Source organism: Burkholderia sp. SRS-25, assembly GCF_004343765.1.
Classification (GTDB): Bacteria; Pseudomonadota; Gammaproteobacteria; order Burkholderiales; family Burkholderiaceae; genus Burkholderia; species Burkholderia contaminans.
On the sequence record NZ_PTXM01000018.1, the window covers coordinates 144,494 to 161,007 of the forward strand.

General features: G+C 67.6%; 14 protein-coding genes. 9 read left to right on the plus strand and 5 right to left on the minus strand.

Features of this window, described 5'->3' with window-relative positions; all coding sequences use genetic code 11:
• Window positions 1–390: 390 nt before the first annotated feature.
• From C5O79_RS25035 to C5O79_RS25050, 4 genes are all read right to left on the minus strand, one after another.
• Window positions 391–1,617 (minus strand): patatin-like phospholipase family protein, encoded by a 1,227-nt coding sequence (locus C5O79_RS25035; protein WP_046544320.1) that lies wholly within the window; start codon window positions 1,615–1,617, stop codon window positions 391–393.
• Window positions 1,618–1,641: 24 nt separating this feature from the next.
• A complete protein-coding gene (locus C5O79_RS25040; RefSeq protein WP_124647728.1) occupies window positions 1,642–2,394 on the minus strand; it encodes a PhaM family polyhydroxyalkanoate granule multifunctional regulatory protein in 753 nt (250 codons plus the stop codon).
• Window positions 2,395–2,482: 88 nt separating this feature from the next.
• Entirely contained in the window at window positions 2,483–3,310 is an 828-nt protein-coding gene (locus C5O79_RS25045) for an enoyl-CoA hydratase/isomerase family protein (protein WP_039346345.1), read from the minus strand.
• A gap of 137 nt (window positions 3,311–3,447) precedes the next feature.
• A complete protein-coding gene (locus C5O79_RS25050; RefSeq protein ID WP_047852275.1) occupies window positions 3,448–4,440 on the minus strand; it encodes a fumarylacetoacetate hydrolase family protein in 993 nt (330 codons plus the stop codon).
• Between the two features lie 130 nt (window positions 4,441–4,570).
• Here C5O79_RS25050 and C5O79_RS25055 point away from each other — a divergent pair, with 130 nt between their 5' ends.
• The 6 genes from C5O79_RS25055 (at window position 4,571) to C5O79_RS25085 (ending at window position 12,175) form a co-directional block, all read left to right on the plus strand.
• Entirely contained in the window at window positions 4,571–5,437 is an 867-nt protein-coding gene (locus tag C5O79_RS25055) for an IclR family transcriptional regulator (RefSeq protein WP_011353357.1), read from the plus strand.
• 126 nt (window positions 5,438–5,563) lie between these two features.
• Window positions 5,564–6,859: a DUF3108 domain-containing protein gene (locus C5O79_RS25060; RefSeq protein ID WP_131931819.1), complete on the plus strand. Its 1,296-nt coding sequence runs from the start codon at window positions 5,564–5,566 to the stop codon at window positions 6,857–6,859.
• 254 nt (window positions 6,860–7,113) lie between these two features.
• On the plus strand, window positions 7,114–7,371 hold the full coding sequence (locus C5O79_RS25070; RefSeq protein ID WP_006477667.1) for a DUF3567 domain-containing protein: 258 nt from the start codon (window positions 7,114–7,116) through the stop codon (window positions 7,369–7,371).
• A gap of 200 nt (window positions 7,372–7,571) precedes the next feature.
• Window positions 7,572–8,639: a homocysteine S-methyltransferase family protein gene (locus C5O79_RS25075; RefSeq protein WP_131931821.1), complete on the plus strand. Its 1,068-nt coding sequence runs from the start codon at window positions 7,572–7,574 to the stop codon at window positions 8,637–8,639.
• Between the two features lie 42 nt (window positions 8,640–8,681).
• A complete protein-coding gene (metH, locus tag C5O79_RS25080) occupies window positions 8,682–11,399 on the plus strand; it encodes a methionine synthase (protein WP_039346353.1) in 2,718 nt (905 codons plus the stop codon).
• A gap of 188 nt (window positions 11,400–11,587) precedes the next feature.
• Window positions 11,588–12,175, plus strand: coding sequence for a hypothetical protein (locus C5O79_RS25085; RefSeq protein WP_131931823.1), 588 nt, complete (start codon window positions 11,588–11,590; stop codon window positions 12,173–12,175).
• Window positions 12,176–12,477: 302 nt separating this feature from the next.
• Here the strand turns inward: C5O79_RS25085 and C5O79_RS25090 are convergent, their stop codons facing one another.
• Complete coding sequence (locus tag C5O79_RS25090; RefSeq protein WP_011353361.1) at window positions 12,478–12,801, minus strand: DUF1840 domain-containing protein; 324 nt, start codon at window positions 12,799–12,801, stop codon at window positions 12,478–12,480.
• A gap of 200 nt (window positions 12,802–13,001) precedes the next feature.
• Here C5O79_RS25090 and argS point away from each other — a divergent pair, with 200 nt between their 5' ends.
• The 3 genes from argS (at window position 13,002) to C5O79_RS25105 (ending at window position 16,500) form a co-directional block, all read left to right on the plus strand.
• Window positions 13,002–14,783, plus strand: a complete 1,782-nt coding sequence (argS, locus tag C5O79_RS25095; RefSeq protein WP_124493735.1) for an arginine--tRNA ligase — start codon at window positions 13,002–13,004, stop codon at window positions 14,781–14,783.
• A gap of 103 nt (window positions 14,784–14,886) precedes the next feature.
• The gene (locus tag C5O79_RS25100) at window positions 14,887–15,792 is read left to right on the plus strand and encodes an SPOR domain-containing protein (RefSeq protein ID WP_046544312.1); all 906 of its coding nucleotides are present in this window, start codon (window positions 14,887–14,889) and stop codon (window positions 15,790–15,792) included.
• Window positions 15,793–15,861: 69 nt separating this feature from the next.
• Window positions 15,862–16,500 (plus strand): thiol:disulfide interchange protein DsbA/DsbL, encoded by a 639-nt coding sequence (locus C5O79_RS25105; protein WP_047852279.1) that lies wholly within the window; start codon window positions 15,862–15,864, stop codon window positions 16,498–16,500.
• Window positions 16,501–16,514: the final 14 nt, after the last annotated feature.

The window sequence follows — 16,514 nt, forward strand, 5'->3', positions numbered from 1 at the left end:
CGCTTTTTGCAGCCAAGACTCTAATTTTACGCGGGAAACCGGCCCGCCGGACGGTGATTCCTCGTCCGGCAGCCGGGCGGCCGCGCGCCGCCGTTGCGGCATGCCGCAGCCGCTCCGCGAACGGAACCGGCTGCACGCTTGCCTGAGTGGGGGCCGGCGCTGGCCGGCTCGTTGGCGCGCCCGTCCCCTGCCCCAGGCGGGTTCCCGAAAGGTCCCGTGCGGATGCCGGATCGGCGGGCTGCTCGATATGGTGTATACGGCGGCGGCCATGATATCACGCGTGCATGACGGTTCCGAGACGCCCGCCCGGTCGTGCGCCGCCAATCGCGGTGCGGCGATCGGTCGCGGCCGACCGTCGCGAAAACGCAACCTTACATTCTCCTGCAAGCATCAGACCCGTATTTCGCCGGTCGCGACTCCGCCTTCCGGCGGCATGCCGGCGGAAGGCGCGCTGCCGCCGTCCGCCCGCGCAATCCAGCCCGCCAGCGTGTCGCGCTGCGCGCGCCCGTCGCGGTAGCCGAGCTCGATCAGTTCACGCGTAAATGCCTCCTCGAACAGCAGGTAGCTCGCGAACGACGCACCGGCCGGCTGGCTGCCGCCGATCGCGCCGAGCAGCCCGCGCATCGTCGCCGGCATCTGCTTCAGGTGCTTCGCGGCGATCAGCTCGATGCGCTCGGACGGCGCGATCGCGAGCACGTCGACGTGCCGCCAGCCGCTGTCCACCTCGACCTGGTGCGGCAGGTGCTCGATCATCCGGTTGATGTGCTCGATGCGCTCGATGTCCGAGCCGATCGAGTCGAGGAACACGCTCGCGAGCACCTGCTGGCCGATCTGCGCGAGCGTCGGGTAGCCGCGCACCAGCCCGTGGCCGTTCGCGGCCGGAATCTCGGGCCGCGGGTCGGCCGCACCGACCACGACGATCCGGTCCGCGCCGAAGTGAATGGCTGGCGACAGCGGCGCAATCTGCCGGATCGACCCGTCGCCGAAGTATTCGATCTGCCCGTCGAGCACGAGCGGCACGGCCGGGAACACGAACGGAATCGCCGACGACGCGAGCAGGTGCGACGCCGACAGGTCGACGAGCCGCGCGGTGCGCTGCGCGCGCCGCCACGCCTGGATCGGCTGCGCCGCCTGGTAGAACGTGAGGTGGCGGCCGCTCGAATAGCTGAGCGCCGTCACCGCGAGCGCGTGCAGCAGGCGCGCCTCGAGCATCTGCTCGATCCGGTGGAAGCTCAGCTCGCGCTGCAACAGATGCGCGAGCGGCGCATTGTCGAGCAACCCGCGCGGCGAGCGGCGGGCCGCCCAGCCGAAGGTCATCGTCGCCAGCCAGCGTGCGCCGGCGGCCGCGACGCCGAGCCAGTCGGTGCGATACACGTAGTCGGCGCGCAACGGCTCCCAGAATTCGAGCAGGCGCCGCACGCCATGGGAAAAGTCGTCCGCGTGGCTCGCGATCGACGTCGCGTTGATCGCGCCGGCCGACGAGCCGCACACGACCGCGAACGGCAGCGTGTGCCGCAACGGATCGGCCTCGCGCGCGATCTCGGCCAGCGCTTTCAGCACGCCGACCTGATAGGCGGCGCGTGCGCCGCCTCCCATCAGAACGAGCGCGAGCCGCATGATCGACCTGCTACCTGCGCCGCGTCACGTCGAACGCTTCGGCGGACGGGTTTCGGGCGACGAAGCGGCAGCCGCACGCGCCGCGGCCGAACCGGCCGAACCGGCGGACTTCGCGCGCTTCGCGGCAGGCTTGCGCGGCGCGGCGGCGGCCGGTGCCGGCTTCGCGGCCGGCTCCGGCGAAGCGGCCGCGTCCGGCGGCGCATCGCCCGGCGCGGCGGGCTGCATGCCCGGCTGCGCCATCGCGAGGCTCGCGAGCTGGTTGAACTGCGACTGCAGCAGGTTCCACCAGCCCGACGGGTCGAAGGCCTGCGGCGCGGCGTCGCCCGCCGCCGCATCCGACGCGTCGGCCTCCGGCGCCGGCGATGCATCGCCCGACGCCTGTTTCGCCGCATGCGCGGCCGCGACGGCCGCTTCCTCGGCCGCCGACATCGAGCTCTGCGCGAACGCACCGAACGCACGCAGCGTCGCAAGCGTCGCGCGCTGCACCTCGAGCGCCTGGATCGCCGACTGCAGCATCCCGAGATTGAGCTTCAGCCACTGCTCGACCGCGCGCAGATCGGTGATCCGCTTGTCGAGTTCCTCGACGCTCGTGAGCGGCGCCATCATGTCGGACATGCTCGACAGCGACGGCGGCAGCCCTTGCGTGGCGCCCGGGAACGACGTCATCCCGCCGAACGGCGACATCCGCATCATGTCCCACATCCGGTCCATCATGTCGGCGGGCTTGAAGCCGGCAAAGCCGGCGAAAGGGTTGGAGCCGGAGGCATCGGTCGTCATACGGGCATCCTGGTTGACTGGGTGAGAGCGAGGCGGCCGCCATGCGTCGCGCGAGCCGCGCCTGGGTCGATCATAGCGCCGGCGCGTGTCAGAACGGCGCGTCGCCGGGAAACTCTGGCGGGCGGCGCTCGCGCAGCGAGCGAATGCCTTCCTGCACGTCGGGCCCGGAAAAGCCCATGAATTCGAGCGCCAGCGACGTATCAAAGGTCGGGCCGGCCGTGCGCAGCCAGTTGTTCAATGCGTACTTGGTCCAGCGGATCGCCGACTGCGAACCGTGCGCGAGCCGCTCGGCCACTTCGTAGGCCTTCGGCAGCAGGTCGGCCGGCTCGACCGCGAGCGACACCAGCCCGATCCGCTCGGCCTCCTCGCCGCTCACCGGCTCGCACAGCATCAGGTAGTACTTCGCCTTCGCCATCCCGCACAGCAGCGGCCACACGATCGCCGCGTGGTCGCCGGCCGCGACGCCGAGCCGCGTGTGGCCGTCGATGATGCGCGCATCCTTCGCGGCGATCGAGATGTCGGCGAGCAGCCCGGCGACGAGCCCCGCGCCGACGGCCGGGCCATGCATCGCCGAGACGATCGGCTTGCTGCAGTTGATCACGTTGTAGACCAGGTCGCGCGCCTCGCGCCATACGCGGGCACGCACGTCGAAGTCGTTCGCCATGTCCTCGACGAGCGCGAGGTCGCCGCCCGCCGAGAAGCCCTTGCCTTCGCCGCGGATCACCGCGACGCGCGTGTCGGGATCGCGGTCGACGTCGCGCCAGATGTCGGCGAGCTCGCGATGCATGCGTGCGTTCGCGGTCGCGAGGCCGCTGCGGTTCGCGCCCTCGCCGCTCATCACGATGTCGAGCACGCCATGGTCGCGGCGCGTCACCTTCAGTGCTTCGTAACCGCCGTACGCGGCGAGATCGGCCATGCGCTGCTCCTTGCTCGAGGTTCTCGAACCCCTGAATCGAGTGTAGCCAAGCCCGCGCGGGCAAACATCGGGCGAAACCCGGCGCGCGGGCCGGGCCCGGGTTTCGCGAAAGCGGCGCGCTGCGTGCTCCGCGCGGCTTACGCCGCGCCGTCGGGCGGCGCGACCGACTGCTCGATCGCGCCGAAGATCGACTTGCCGGCCGTGTCGAACATCTCGATGCGCACGGTGTCGCCGTAGCGCATGAATTCCGTCTGCGGCGCGCCGTGCTCGATCGTCTCGAGGCAGCGCTTCTCGGCGATGCAGCAGTAGCCGCGCTTCGCGTCCTTGTTCGACACCGTGCCCGAGCCGACGATCGAACCGGCGCGCAGGTTACGCGTCTTCGCCGCGTGCGCAATCAGCTGGCCGAAGTGGAACACCATGTCGGTGCCGGCATCGGGCTGGCCGACCTTCTTGCCGTTCCAGTGGACGATCATCGGCCGGTGCACGCGGCCTTCGCGCCATTCGTCGCCGAGCTCGTCGGGCGTCACGGCGACCGGTGCGAACGCGGTGGCCGGCTTGCTCTGGAAGAAGCCGAAGCCTTTCGCGAGCTCGGCCGGAATCAGGTTGCGCAGCGACACGTCGTTCACCAGCGTCACGAGCCGCACGCCCTTCAGCGCTTCGTCGGGCGTCGCGCTCATCCGCACGTCGCCGGTGATCACCGCGACTTCCGCCTCGAAATCGATGCCCCATTCCTCGGACGGGCACACGACGTCGTCGCGGGCCCCGAGAAAATCGTCGCTGCCGCCCTGGTACATCAGCGGGTCGGTCCAGAATTCGGGCGGCATCTCGGCACCGCGCGCGCGGCGCACGAGCTCGACGTGGTTCACGTACGCGGAGCCGTCGGCCCACTGGAACGCGCGCGGCAGCGGCGCCATGCAGTTGGCAGGATCGAACGCGAACGCATTGCGCGCGCGGCCGTGGTTCAGCGCGTCGTACAGGTCGCGCAGTTGCGGCGCGTAGAACGCCCAGTCGTCGAGGACGCGCTGCAGCGTCGGCGCGATCGCATCGGCGATCGCCGCGGTGTGCAGGTCGCGCGACACGACGATCAGCTGGCCGTCGCGCGTGCCGTCCTTCAGCGAAGCAAGTTTCATAAGGGGGACTCTGCCGTTGTAGTGACGATGGAGGGAATCTATTTTACGATGGTGAATCCCTGCGGCGCGCTGCGATTGTGCGCGCTGTTTTCTCCCCGATTCCTGCCGCCTTTTCGCGCACCTGCCGCCCATGCCCGCCAGCCCGCTTCCCGACGACGATCTCGCCGACTCCGACACCGACGACGCCGCTTCCGGCGAGCACGGCGAGAAGGTCCGTTCCGGCATCCAGTCGATCGAGGTCGGCTTCCGCCTGCTCGACGTGCTGACGAGCGAGCCGCGCGCGATGATGCTGCGCGACCTCGCGCAGCGCGCGGGCATGAGTCCTGCGAAGGCGCATCGCTACCTGGTCAGCTTCTCGCGGCTCGGCGTGGTGTCGCAGGACCCCGTCTCGGGCCGCTACGAGCTCGGCGGCTTCGCGCTGCAGATGGGGCTCGCGCGGCTTGCGCGCGTCGACGGCGTGAAGCTCGCGCGGATCGCACTGACCGAATTCCGCGACCGCCTCGACCAGACGGTCGGCATCGCGGTATGGGGCAACCAGGGGCCGACGATCGTGCACTGGATGGAATCGAGCCACCCGGCGAAGGCGTCGCTGAAGCTCGGCGACGTGATGCCGCTGCTCGGCTCCGCGACGGGGCTGCTGTTCGCCGCGTACCTGCCGCGCAGCAAGACCGCCGCGATGCTCGAGCGCGAACTCGCCGATACGCGCCGCTCGCCGCACCACGGCGGCCCGCGCACGCTCGACGAGGTCGACGCGGTGCTCGCCGACGTACGCCGGCACGAGGCCGCGCGCGTCGAGGGGATGCTGCTGCCGACGATCCACGCGTTCTGCATGCCCGTGTTCGATGCGGTCGGCGAACTCGCGCTCGCGATCGTCGCGCTCGGCCAGGAAGGCTCGTTCGACATCGCATGGGGCGGTGAGATCGACACCGCGCTGCGCGCCTGCGCGCAGAAACTGTCTTACGAACTCGGCTATAGTCCCGACGCACGCGACGCCTGACGCATCCGGCACCCGCCCCCGGGCACCTGCCCGTCAAGCGGCGCGAACGCGCGGCGCATTCGACAGTCCGATTCCTGTGGCGCGCGTTGCGCACCCGACGTCACGCGACGCCCCGATCCTGTTCCGATGCCCATGCAGCCTGCCGACACCCGCCCGAGTCACGCCTTGCCCCGCCACTGGCTGCGCGTGGGCATTGCGCTCGTCATCGTGCTGGTGCTGCATGCGCTTGCCGCGTTCTGGCTGATGCGCAACCGCGACGCGTTCACGCCGCCCGCGCCCGCCGAAGTCCCCGTGCAGATCGAGCTGCTGAAACCGCAACCGATCGAGCGCCAGCCCGCGCCGCCTGCGCCGAAGCCGGTCGAGCGGCCGGCCGCGCCCGCCCCGGCTGCCCCGAAGGCCGCCGCACCGAAACCCGCGCCTGAGCCCGTCCTCACGTCGACGCAAACGGACGAACACGGCGAGCCGCCGGCCGCCGCGTCCGCAGCGAGTGGCGTGCCTGCCGCATCGGGCCCGCCTGCCGCGTCGGCTGCCGGTGCCGCCAGCGCCGCGACGCCGGGCCCCGCGACGAACGGCGTGAAGTTCGCCGCGCCGCCGTCCGGCGACCTGCAGTACGACACGTTCTACAACGGCATGCAGAACATGATCGGCACGATCCACTGGCGCACCGACGGGCACACCTACGATCTGTCGGTGTCGATGCCCGTGCCGTTCGTCGGCCCGTTCACCTACCGCAGCGAGGGCCGCATCGACGCGTTCGGCGTCGCGCCCGACCGCTACGTCGAGAAGCGCGGCAAGCGGCCGGAAGACATCGCGATCTTCAACCGCGAGATCCGGCAGGTCGTGTTCACGCGCACGCCGAACAACGCACCGCTGCCCGACGGCGTGCAGGATCGCTTCAGCATGCTGATGCAGCTGTCGGGGCTCGTGCGCGGCAATCCGTCTGCGTACAAGCCGGGCGTCACGCAGCAGTTCTTCGTGATCGACAACAACAGCGGCGAAACCTGGCCGATCACCGTGATCGGCGACGAGCAGGTGCAGACGCAGGCCGGCATCATCGGCGCGCGGCACTTCATGCGTCTGCCGCGGCGCGACGGCGACACGCGCCGCATCGACATGTGGCTCGCGCCGTCGCTCGGCTGGCTGCCCGCGCGGCTCGTGCAGACCGAACCGAACGGCGCGCAGATCGAGCTGTTGTGGCATGGCCGGCTCGCGGCGCCGGGCGCGCCGTCCGACGAAGTGCCGTCCGACGAAACACCGGCAGGCGGCGCAACGCACGGGCCCGCCGGTGCACCGGCGCCCGACGCATCGACCGCTCCCGCTGCGGAACCGGCACAACCCGCACCGCCGGCCACCGTGCAACCGCCGGCACAACCGGCTGCACCGCCCGCGCCCTCGCCTGTCACATCGCCTGTCACACAGTGAACTCGCGCGCCAATGCACGCGATTCGGCAATTTCGACCGATTACAGATTTCCGTGAAATGGCCGATGACACTCTTTAACAACTATTTCAGTCCACCGGCAGACAATGGGAAACGTTTCATAGACATCGGCTTCTAACCGATACACCCCACGCAAACGGGAACGGGGTGTGCAGCGCAAGCCCCTTGAAACCGGCAAGGCTCGCCCCACCTAGGGGACAACAAGGCCAGATGCCACTGCGAAGAGGAGTGCCGCCATGCAAATGATCTACAACAGCCCCAACTACTGCGTCGTCGAATTCGCGCCGCAGGCCGGCCACCACCTGATGAATGCCGGCGGATATGAAATCGTCGACAAGAACGCGCAGCGCGAAATCTTCATCGACGGCGAACTTGCCGAACGATTCCGCGCGCACGTGAAGCAGTTGATCGAGGATGAACCGTCGCTCGATGAAGTCGACGAATTCCTCGGACAATTCGACAGCCTGATGATGATGCCCGTCGTGCTGCACTGACGACCCGCAGCCCGGCGCCTCGTGCGGCCGGGCCATTCGCCGTGCATCGACGCGGCGCCGCGAGCACTCCGATCCTGCCCCCGCCCGGTTCGCCGGCGGGGGTTTTCATTTGGCGGCCCGGCCGGCGCGGCGCAACGCGGGCGGCGCCCATGCGCACCGGCTACAATGACGGTTTTCCCGTCTTCGCCGGTCTCTCGCCCATGTCTGCGACTCCTCTCGCCGCTTCCGTCCCGCTCGACGCGCCCTACACGCGCGGCGCCGCTCTGCCCGCGCTGCTCAAGTCGCGCATCCTGATCCTCGACGGCGCGATGGGCACGATGATCCAGCGCTACAAGCTCGACGAAGCCGCGTATCGCGGCGAGCGCTTCAAGGATTTCCCGCGCGACATCAAGGGCAACAACGAGCTGCTGTCGATCACCCAGCCGCAGATCATCCGCGAGATTCACGACCAGTACTTCGCGGCCGGCGCCGACATCGTCGAGACCAACACGTTCGGTGCGACGACCGTCGCGCAGGCCGACTACGAGATGGAAGATCTCGTCGTCCAGATGAACATCGAATCGGCGAAGCTCGCGCGCGAAGCGGCCGAGAAATACGCGACGCCGGAAAAACCGCGCTTCGTCGCAGGCGCGATCGGGCCGACGCCGAAGACGGCCAGCATCTCGCCGGACGTCAACGACCCGGGCGCGCGCAACGTCACGTTCGACGAACTGCGCGCGTCGTACTACCAGCAGGCGAAGGCGCTGCTCGACGGCGGCGTCGACCTGTTCCTCGTCGAGACGATCTTCGACACGCTGAACGCAAAGGCCGCGCTGTTCGCGCTCGACGAGCTGTTCGAGGACACCGGCGAGCGCCTGCCGATCATGATCTCGGGCACCGTCACCGATGCGTCGGGCCGGATCCTGTCGGGCCAGACGGTCGAGGCGTTCTGGAATTCGCTGCGCCATGCGAAGCCGCTCACGTTCGGCCTGAACTGCGCGCTCGGCGCGGCGCTGATGCGCCCGTACATCGCCGAGCTCGCGAAGCTGTGCGACACGTACGTGTCGTGCTATCCGAACGCGGGCCTGCCGAACCCGATGGCCGAGACGGGCTTCGACGAGACGCCGGACGTCACGTCGGGCCTCCTGAAGGAATTCGCGCAAGCCGGGCTCGTGAACCTCGCGGGCGGCTGCTGCGGCACGACGCCCGAACACATCGCCGAGATCGCGAAGGCGCTCGCCGACGTGAAGCCGCGCCGCTGGCCGAACCAGTACAGCGACAACGCCTGACCCGACCGCCCCACGTCCTTCATCACCAGAATTCGCACCGCCATGACCGATCACATGATGCGCCTCGCCGGCCTCGAGCCGTTCAACGTCACGTCCGGAACGCTCTTCATCAACGTCGGTGAACGCACCAACGTCACCGGCTCGAAGGCGTTCGCACGCATGATCCTCAACGGCCAGTTCGACGAGGCGCTCGCGGTCGCGCGCCAGCAGGTCGAGAACGGCGCGCAGGTGATCGACATCAACATGGACGAGGCGATGCTCGATTCGAAGGCGGCGATGGTGCGCTTCCTGAACCTGATCGCGTCGGAGCCGGACATCGCGCGCGTGCCGATCATGATCGACTCGTCGAAGTGGGAAGTGATCGAGGCGGGCCTGAAGTGCGTGCAGGGCAAGGCGATCGTCAACTCGATCTCGCTGAAGGAAGGCGAGGACGCGTTCCGCCACCACGCGCACCTGATCCGCCGCTACGGCGCGGCGGCCGTCGTGATGGCGTTCGACGAAACCGGCCAGGCCGATACCTACGAGCGCAAGATCGAGATCTGCACGCGCTCGTACAACTTCCTCGTGAACGAAGTCGGCTTCCCGCCGGAAGACATCATCTTCGACCCGAACATCTTCGCGGTCGCGACGGGCATCGAGGAGCACAACAACTACGCGGTCGACTTCATCGAGGCGACCCGCTGGATCAAGCAGAACCTGCCGTACGCGAAGGTGAGCGGCGGCGTGTCGAACGTGTCGTTCTCGTTCCGCGGCAACGACCCGGTGCGCGAGGCGATCCACACCGTGTTCCTGTACCACGCGATCCAGGCGGGGATGGACATGGGCATCGTCAATGCGGGCCAGCTCGGCGTGTACGCCGATCTCGACCCGGAGCTGCGCGAGCGCGTCGAGGACGTGATCCTGAACCGCCGCGACGATTCGACCGACCGGCTGCTCGAGATCGCCGACAAGTTCAAGGCGGGCGGCGCGAAGAAGGAAGAGAACCTCGAGTGGCGCAACCAGCCGGTCGAGAAGCGGCTCTCGCATGCGCTGGTGCACGGCATCACGAACTTCATCGTCGAGGATACCGAGGAAGTACGCGCGAAGATCGCCGCGGCCGGCGGCCGCCCGATCAACGTGATCGAAGGGCCGCTGATGGACGGGATGAACATCGTCGGCGACCTGTTCGGCCAGGGCAAGATGTTCCTGCCGCAGGTCGTGAAATCGGCGCGCGTGATGAAGCAGGCGGTTGCGCACCTGATCCCGTTCATCGAGGAAGAAAAGCGGCTGCTCGCGGAGGCGGGCGGCGACGTGCGCGCGAAGGGCAAGATCGTCATCGCGACCGTGAAGGGCGACGTGCACGACATCGGCAAGAACATCGTGTCGGTCGTGCTCCAGTGCAACAACTTCGAAGTCGTCAACATGGGCGTGATGGTCCCGTGCAACGAGATCCTCGCGAAGGCGAAGGTCGAGGGTGCGGACATCATCGGGCTGTCTGGCCTCATCACGCCGAGCCTCGAGGAAATGGCCTACGTCGCGTCCGAAATGCAGCGCGACGATTACTTCCGCGTGAAGAAGATCCCGCTCCTGATCGGCGGCGCGACGACCTCGCGCGTGCACACGGCCGTGAAGATCGCGCCGCACTACGAAGGCCCGGTGGTCTACGTGCCGGACGCGTCGCGCTCGGTGTCGGTCGCCTCCAGCCTGCTGTCCGACGAAGGCGCGACGAAGTACCTCGACGAGCTGAAGTCCGACTATGAACGCATCCGCGACCAGCACGCGAACCGCAAGGCGCAGCCGATGGTCACGCTCGCCGAAGCGCGCGCGAACAAGACCAAGGTCGACTGGGCCGGCTATCAGCCGGTGAAGCCGAAGTTCATCGGCCGCCGCGTGTTCAAGAACTACGACCTGAACGAGCTCGCGCAGTACATCGACTGGGGCCCGTTCTTCCAGACCTGGGATCTCGCGGGCCCGTACCCGGCGATCCTGAACGACGAGATCGTCGGCGAATCGGCACGGCGCGTGTTCTCCGACGCGAAATCGATGCTCGCGCGCCTGATCCAGGGCCGCTGGCTGACCGCGAGCGGTGTGATCTCGCTGCTGCCGGCGAACACCGTCAACGACGACGACATCGAGATCTACAGCGACGAGTCGCGCTCGGAGGTGCTGCTGACCTGGCGCAACCTGCGCCAGCAGAGCGTGCGCCCGGTGGTCGACGGCGTGATGCGGCCGAACCGCTCGCTCGCCGACTTCATCGCGCCGAAGGAATCGGGCGTCGCCGACTACATCGGGATGTTCGCGGTGACGGCCGGCCTCGGCGTCGACGCGAAGGAAAAGCAGTTCGAAGCCGACCACGACGACTACAGCGCGATCATGCTGAAGGCGCTCGCCGACCGCTTCGCGGAAGCCTTCGCGGAAGCGATGCACGCGCGCGTGCGGCGCGAGCTGTGGGGCTACGCGAGCGGCGAGACGCTCGACAACGATGCGCTGATCGCGGAAAAGTACGCGGGCATCCGCCCGGCGCCCGGCTACCCGGCCTGCCCCGACCACCTGGTGAAGCGCGACATGTTCGACGTGCTGCGCGCGGACGAGATCGGCATGAGCGTGACCGACTCGCTGGCGATGCTGCCGGCCGCGAGCGTGTCGGGCTTCTATCTCGCGCATCCGGACAGCACGTATTTCTCGGTCGGCAAAATCGGGCAGGATCAGCTCGAGGACTATGCGCAACGCATGGCGCTGTCGCTCGACGACGCGCGCCGCGCGCTCGCGCCGCAACTGTAACCGCACCGACTGCGGCGACCCGCCGCTTCCATCGCCACGCGCCCCGATCCAGGGGCGCGTCGCACAACGCCTTGATTCATCAGGATACCTAATCTCAATAATCGAGATCGACGTCGCTGCAACGCCGAGCTTTCGGGCCACCGCGCGTGGGTGAGATGACGCGCCCTTCTCCCTAAATCATTCCCGCCATGTCGACCTTCGAGATCCGGATTACCGAAACGCCAGCGGACAGCGGGAGCTCGTTCCCGTCGACGATCTACCGCGGCGAGCGCTGGGATCTGAGCCATCTGCGTCCGTTGACATTCACCTGCGACCTGGAAACCGGCTGCGACGTGACGGTTCTGGTCCTCTTCTCCTGTCACTGCTTCACACGCAGCTTCAAATGGGACGGACGCACCCGCGACGCCATTCCGGACGACGAGATCTACGACGATGGCCGTGAGACACGCGTGCTCTGCGTGGACCGGTATCGCGCGTCACGGCAGCTGCTGCGCGGCGTGATCGTCGGGCTGGCGACGCGCCGGATCGTCGTCGCGGATGAACGGCAACCCAATTTCGTCACGGTGGAAACGATCGCATCGGACGGCACGCAACGCGTGTATGCGGTGTTCTTCGAGGTTTCGAAAGACCGGATCAGGAAACGCCGGCTCATCCTGCGCGTGCAGTCGGCCTACATGCTGGATGGCGGGCTGAACCGGCGCCAGCGGGAAGCCCGGAAAGTCGCGTTGCGCACGTTGCTGCGCGCAAGCCTGGAAGGCCGCAAGATCCGGGCGTAGAAAAACCAACGGCCGCCTTTCGGCAGCCGTCGTATGCGGGATTCTCTTTCCGTCTCTCGACGAAGTACCCACTCCAGGTGGGGCCCGATCGCTCGGGCGGCGCTATGTTTTCGCACCCGCTTTCACATAGTCTTGCGTTGAATTATAAGGAATTTCACCTCTCGGTCAAGGCGAGCCCCGCCGCCGCCCACTCCGAGCACACCACCGCCCGGCGTATTTTTCATCAGACAAAAGAAAAAGCCCGCTCGGAAGCGGGCTTTTTCCTGCCTTTCGATCCTTTCGGAGCGGCCGGGCAAGCGGGCTCAGAAGCCCCAGTGCACGTCGGCTTCGCCGGCTTTCGCCTCGCGCAGCATCGTGAGGAAGGGGGCGACGCGCTGTGCCAGGCTCGGCGGCACTTCGTGGTGCGCGTGGTCGGCTTCGTCTTCGTGGAAATGGCCGGCGTGCTCGGCGCGTTCCTGCTTCGCCTGCGCAACCGCGCCTTCCAGCTTGGCGATCGCGTGGTCCAGTTCGTCGTGCGTAATCACACCGCGCTCGCCCAGCTGCTTGCCGACGAGACCCAGCACATACACGGCGAAATCCTTCAGCACGTCGAGATCCTGTGCCGCCTTGCTCTTGAACGTAATCATGACAATTCCCTTTTCATCTTGTTGTGCCTGCGCGGCGCGGTTGGGGAACGCCGACAGACCGGCGTCCGGCCTCGCGGACGCGGGCCGCCTGAGCGGCATATTAGCACCTGTTAAAATTCTGCGATCCCTGAAACGCGCGCTTAAAAAGCGCGCCGGCGGGCCGGCGTTTCCGGCCGCCACCAACGAAGCCTTCTACCAGCATGCTGCCAGCACACAAACAGACCCTCGAAGCCCTGCTCGCGGATAGCGTCAAGCAGGTCGCACACGCGCTGAAAGGCGCCGACGCCACGTTCGTCGCCCCCGCCATCACGCTGGAGCGCCCGAAGGTCGCCGCGCACGGCGACGTCGCGTGCAACGTCGCGATGCAGCTCGCGAAACCGCTCGGCACGAACCCGCGCCAGCTCGCCGAGCAGATCGTCGCCGCCCTCAACGCCCAGCCGGGCGCGCAAGGCCTCGTCGAAGCCGCCGAGATCGCCGGCCCCGGCTTCATCAACCTGCGCCTGTCGGCCGCCGCGAAGCAGGCGGTGATCGCCGCCGTGTTCGACCAGGGCCGCGCGTTCGGCACGTCCGATCGCGAGAAAGGCAAGCAAGTGTTGCTCGAATTCGTGTCGGCCAACCCGACCGGCCCGCTGCACGTCGGCCACGGCCGCCAGGCCGCGCTCGGCGACGTGCTCGCGAACGTGATCGCGAGCCAGGGCTACGCGGTGCACCGCGAGTTCTACTACAACGACGCAGGCGTGCAGATCGGCAACCTCGCGATCTCGACGCAGGCACGCGCACGCGGCCTGAAGCCGGGCGACGCAGGCTGGCCGGAAGCGGCGTACAACGGCGAATACATCGCCGACATCGCACGCGACTTCCTGAACGGCGAAACGGTCGCCGCGTCGGACGGCGAGCCGGTCAAGGGCACGGGCGACGTCGAGGATCTCGACGCGATCCGCAAGTTCGCGGTCACGTACCTGCGTCGCGAGCAGGACATGGATCTGCAGGCGTTCGGCGTGAAGTTCGACCAGTACTACCTCGAGTCGTCGCTGTACAGCGAAGGCCGTGTCGAGAAGACGGTCGACGCGCTGATCAAGGCCGGCATGACCTACGAGCAGGACGGCGCGCTGTGGCTGCGCACGACCGACGAAGGCGACGACAAGGATCGCGTGATGCGCAAGTCGGACGGCACGTACACGTACTTCGTGCCGGACGTCGCGTACCACGTGACGAAGTGGGAGCGCGGCTTCACCAAGGTGATCAACATCCAGGGTTCGGACCACCACGGCACGATCGCGCGCGTGCGCGCCGGCCTGCAGGGCCTGCACATCGGGATCCCGAAGGGCTACCCCGACTACGTGCTGCACAAGATGGTCACCGTGATGCGCGACGGCCAGGAAGTGAAGATCTCGAAGCGCGCGGGCAGCTACGTGACGGTGCGCGACCTGATCGAATGGTCGGGTGGCGCGGCGGCGGGCCAGGAAGCGGCGCCCGACCTGATCGACGAAGCGACCATCACGCGCGGCCGCGACGCGGTGCGGTTCTTCCTGATCTCGCGCAAGGCCGATACCGAGTTCGTGTTCGACATCGACCTCGCGCTGAAACAGAACGACGAAAACCCGGTCTATTACGTCCAGTACGCGCACGCGCGGATCTGCTCGGTGCTCAACGAGCTGAAAGCGCGCTACAACGTCGACGTCGCGCAGCTGCCAGGCGCCGACCTGTCGCAGCTGACGAGCGCGCAAGCGGCGTCGCTGATGCAGAAGCTGGCCGAGTACCCGGACATGCTCACGCACGCGGCCAACGAACTGGCTCCGCACGCCGTTGCGTTCTACCTGCGCGACCTCGCTGGCGAATTCCACTCGTTCTACAATGCGGAGCGCGTGCTGGTGGACGACGAAGCGCCGCGCAATGCGCGCGCCGCGCTCCTCGCCGCGACCCGGCAGGTGCTCGAGAATGGTCTGGCGGTGCTCGGCGTGTCCGCGCCCGCCAAGATGTAAGGACGCAAGCAGCCCGATCCGGGCTGTGAACGGCCGCGGCAGCGCCCGCCGTCGGGTGGCCGCCCCGGCCCTCTCACGATTCTTTTTGCAGGTGACTCAAGCAATGGCACAACCACGCCGAACTTCGAAGCAATCGAAACAAGCAGGAGGAACATTTCTTGGAATCGTGCTGGGCCTGATCGTCGGCCTCGCGATCGCAGTGGTGGTGGCGCTCTACATCACGCGTTCCCCGTCGCCTTTCGTGTCGAAGGTCGCGCCGCCGCCGGCCGACAACGGCGCGAGCCAGCCGCAGCAGTTCGATCCGAACCGCGCGCTGCAGGGCAAGACGCCGGGCCAGCCGGTGCCGCAGGCCGCGCAGCCCGCGCCGCCGAACACCGCGCCCGGCCAGGCCGCGAACCAGACCCAGGGCGGCCTGCTGCCCGAACCGCAGATCGTCGAAGTGCCGCCGCAGGCCAACGGGTCGAGCGGCTCGAACAACACAGGCAGCTCGAACAACTCGACCGCGTCGAACAATACGTCGTCGGGTAACGGCGTCGCCGTCGCGCCGAAGCCGGCCGACACCACGCCGCCGCCGAAGAAGACGCAGCAAGCGCAGCAACAACAGCAGCAAGGCGGCGAGGACGATCTCGCCCGTTTCGCCGCGCAGAAGCAGGCGCAGCAAGCCGCCGCGCAAAAGCAGCAGCAACAGCAGCTGGCCGCGAACACGCCGAAGCCGACCTCGTCGGCCGCGGCCGCCGCGGCAGCGAAGCCGCCGACCGCGAACGACGCGAATACCGGCTACTTCCTGCAGGTTGGCGCGTACAAGACGGAAGGCGACGCGGAGCAGCAGCGCGCGCGCCTCGGCTTCCAGGGCTTCGAGTCGAAGGTGTCGAAGCGCGATGTCAGCGGCGTGACGTACTTCCGCGTCCGTGTCGGCCCGTTCTCGAAGTTCGAGGATATGAACTCGGCTCGCCAGCGCCTGTCCGATGCAGGTGTCGACACGGCGGTGATTCGTTTCACGAAGCAGTAAGCAACCGGCCGAGCCCACTCAGAACCCGTTACGTTTCGTAACCCGAGCAACTGATTCGACGTTCACAACATGAAAAAACTGCTTAGCACGCTCCTTCTGTCCCTGGGCCTGGCCGCCGGCCTCGCGCAGGCTTCGCCCGCCGCGCCGGTAGCCGGCAAGGACTTCGAGGTGATGAAGTCGCCGCAGCCGGTGTCCGCGCCGGCCGGCAAGGTCGAGGTGATCGAATTCTTCTGGTACGGCTGCCCGCACTGCTACGAATTCGAGCCGACGATCGAGGCCTGGGTGAAGAAGCAAGGCAACAACATCGACTTCAAGCGCATCCCGGTCGCATTCCGTGACGATTTCGTCCCGCATTCGAAGCTGTTCTACGCGGTGTCCGCGCTCGGCATCTCCGAGAAGGTCACGCCGGCGATCTTCAACGCGATCCACAAGCAGAAGAACTATCTGCTGACGCCGCAGGCGCAGGCCGACTTCCTGGCCACGCAGGGCGTCGACAAGAAGAAGTTCACGGACGCGTACAACTCGTTCAGCGTGCAGGGCGAAGTGAACCAATCGGCCAAGCTGCTGAAGGACTACGCGATCGACGGCGTGCCGACGGTCGTCGTCCAGGGCAAGTACAAGACGGGCCCCGCTTACACGAACAGCATCCCGGGTACCGCCCAGGTGCTCGACTTCCTCGTGAAGCAGGTTCAGGACAAGAAGCTCTGATCCCCGCCCTCGCG

Excerpts from the sequence above, each read along its gene's own strand:
- C5O79_RS25085 (WP_131931823.1), top strand. The coding sequence starts at position 11,588 with ATGTCGACCTTCGAGATCCGGATTACCGAAACGCCAGCGGACAGCGGG.
- C5O79_RS25090 (WP_011353361.1), bottom strand. The coding sequence starts at position 12,801 with ATGATTACGTTCAAGAGCAAGGCGGCACAGGATCTCGACGTGCTGAAG.
- C5O79_RS25060 (WP_131931819.1), top strand. The coding sequence starts at position 5,564 with ATGCCCATGCAGCCTGCCGACACCCGCCCGAGTCACGCCTTGCCCCGC.
- C5O79_RS25105 (WP_047852279.1), top strand. The coding sequence starts at position 15,862 with ATGAAAAAACTGCTTAGCACGCTCCTTCTGTCCCTGGGCCTGGCCGCC.
- argS (WP_124493735.1), top strand. The coding sequence starts at position 13,002 with ATGCTGCCAGCACACAAACAGACCCTCGAAGCCCTGCTCGCGGATAGC.
- C5O79_RS25075 (WP_131931821.1), top strand. The coding sequence starts at position 7,572 with ATGTCTGCGACTCCTCTCGCCGCTTCCGTCCCGCTCGACGCGCCCTAC.
- C5O79_RS25070 (WP_006477667.1), top strand. The coding sequence starts at position 7,114 with ATGCAAATGATCTACAACAGCCCCAACTACTGCGTCGTCGAATTCGCG.
- C5O79_RS25045 (WP_039346345.1), bottom strand. The coding sequence starts at position 3,310 with ATGGCCGATCTCGCCGCGTACGGCGGTTACGAAGCACTGAAGGTGACG.
- C5O79_RS25050 (WP_047852275.1), bottom strand. The coding sequence starts at position 4,440 with ATGAAACTTGCTTCGCTGAAGGACGGCACGCGCGACGGCCAGCTGATC.
- C5O79_RS25100 (WP_046544312.1), top strand. The coding sequence starts at position 14,887 with ATGGCACAACCACGCCGAACTTCGAAGCAATCGAAACAAGCAGGAGGA.
- C5O79_RS25055 (WP_011353357.1), top strand. The coding sequence starts at position 4,571 with ATGCCCGCCAGCCCGCTTCCCGACGACGATCTCGCCGACTCCGACACC.
- C5O79_RS25035 (WP_046544320.1), bottom strand. The coding sequence starts at position 1,617 with ATGCGGCTCGCGCTCGTTCTGATGGGAGGCGGCGCACGCGCCGCCTAT.
- metH (WP_039346353.1), top strand. The coding sequence starts at position 8,682 with ATGACCGATCACATGATGCGCCTCGCCGGCCTCGAGCCGTTCAACGTC.
- C5O79_RS25040 (WP_124647728.1), bottom strand. The coding sequence starts at position 2,394 with ATGACGACCGATGCCTCCGGCTCCAACCCTTTCGCCGGCTTTGCCGGC.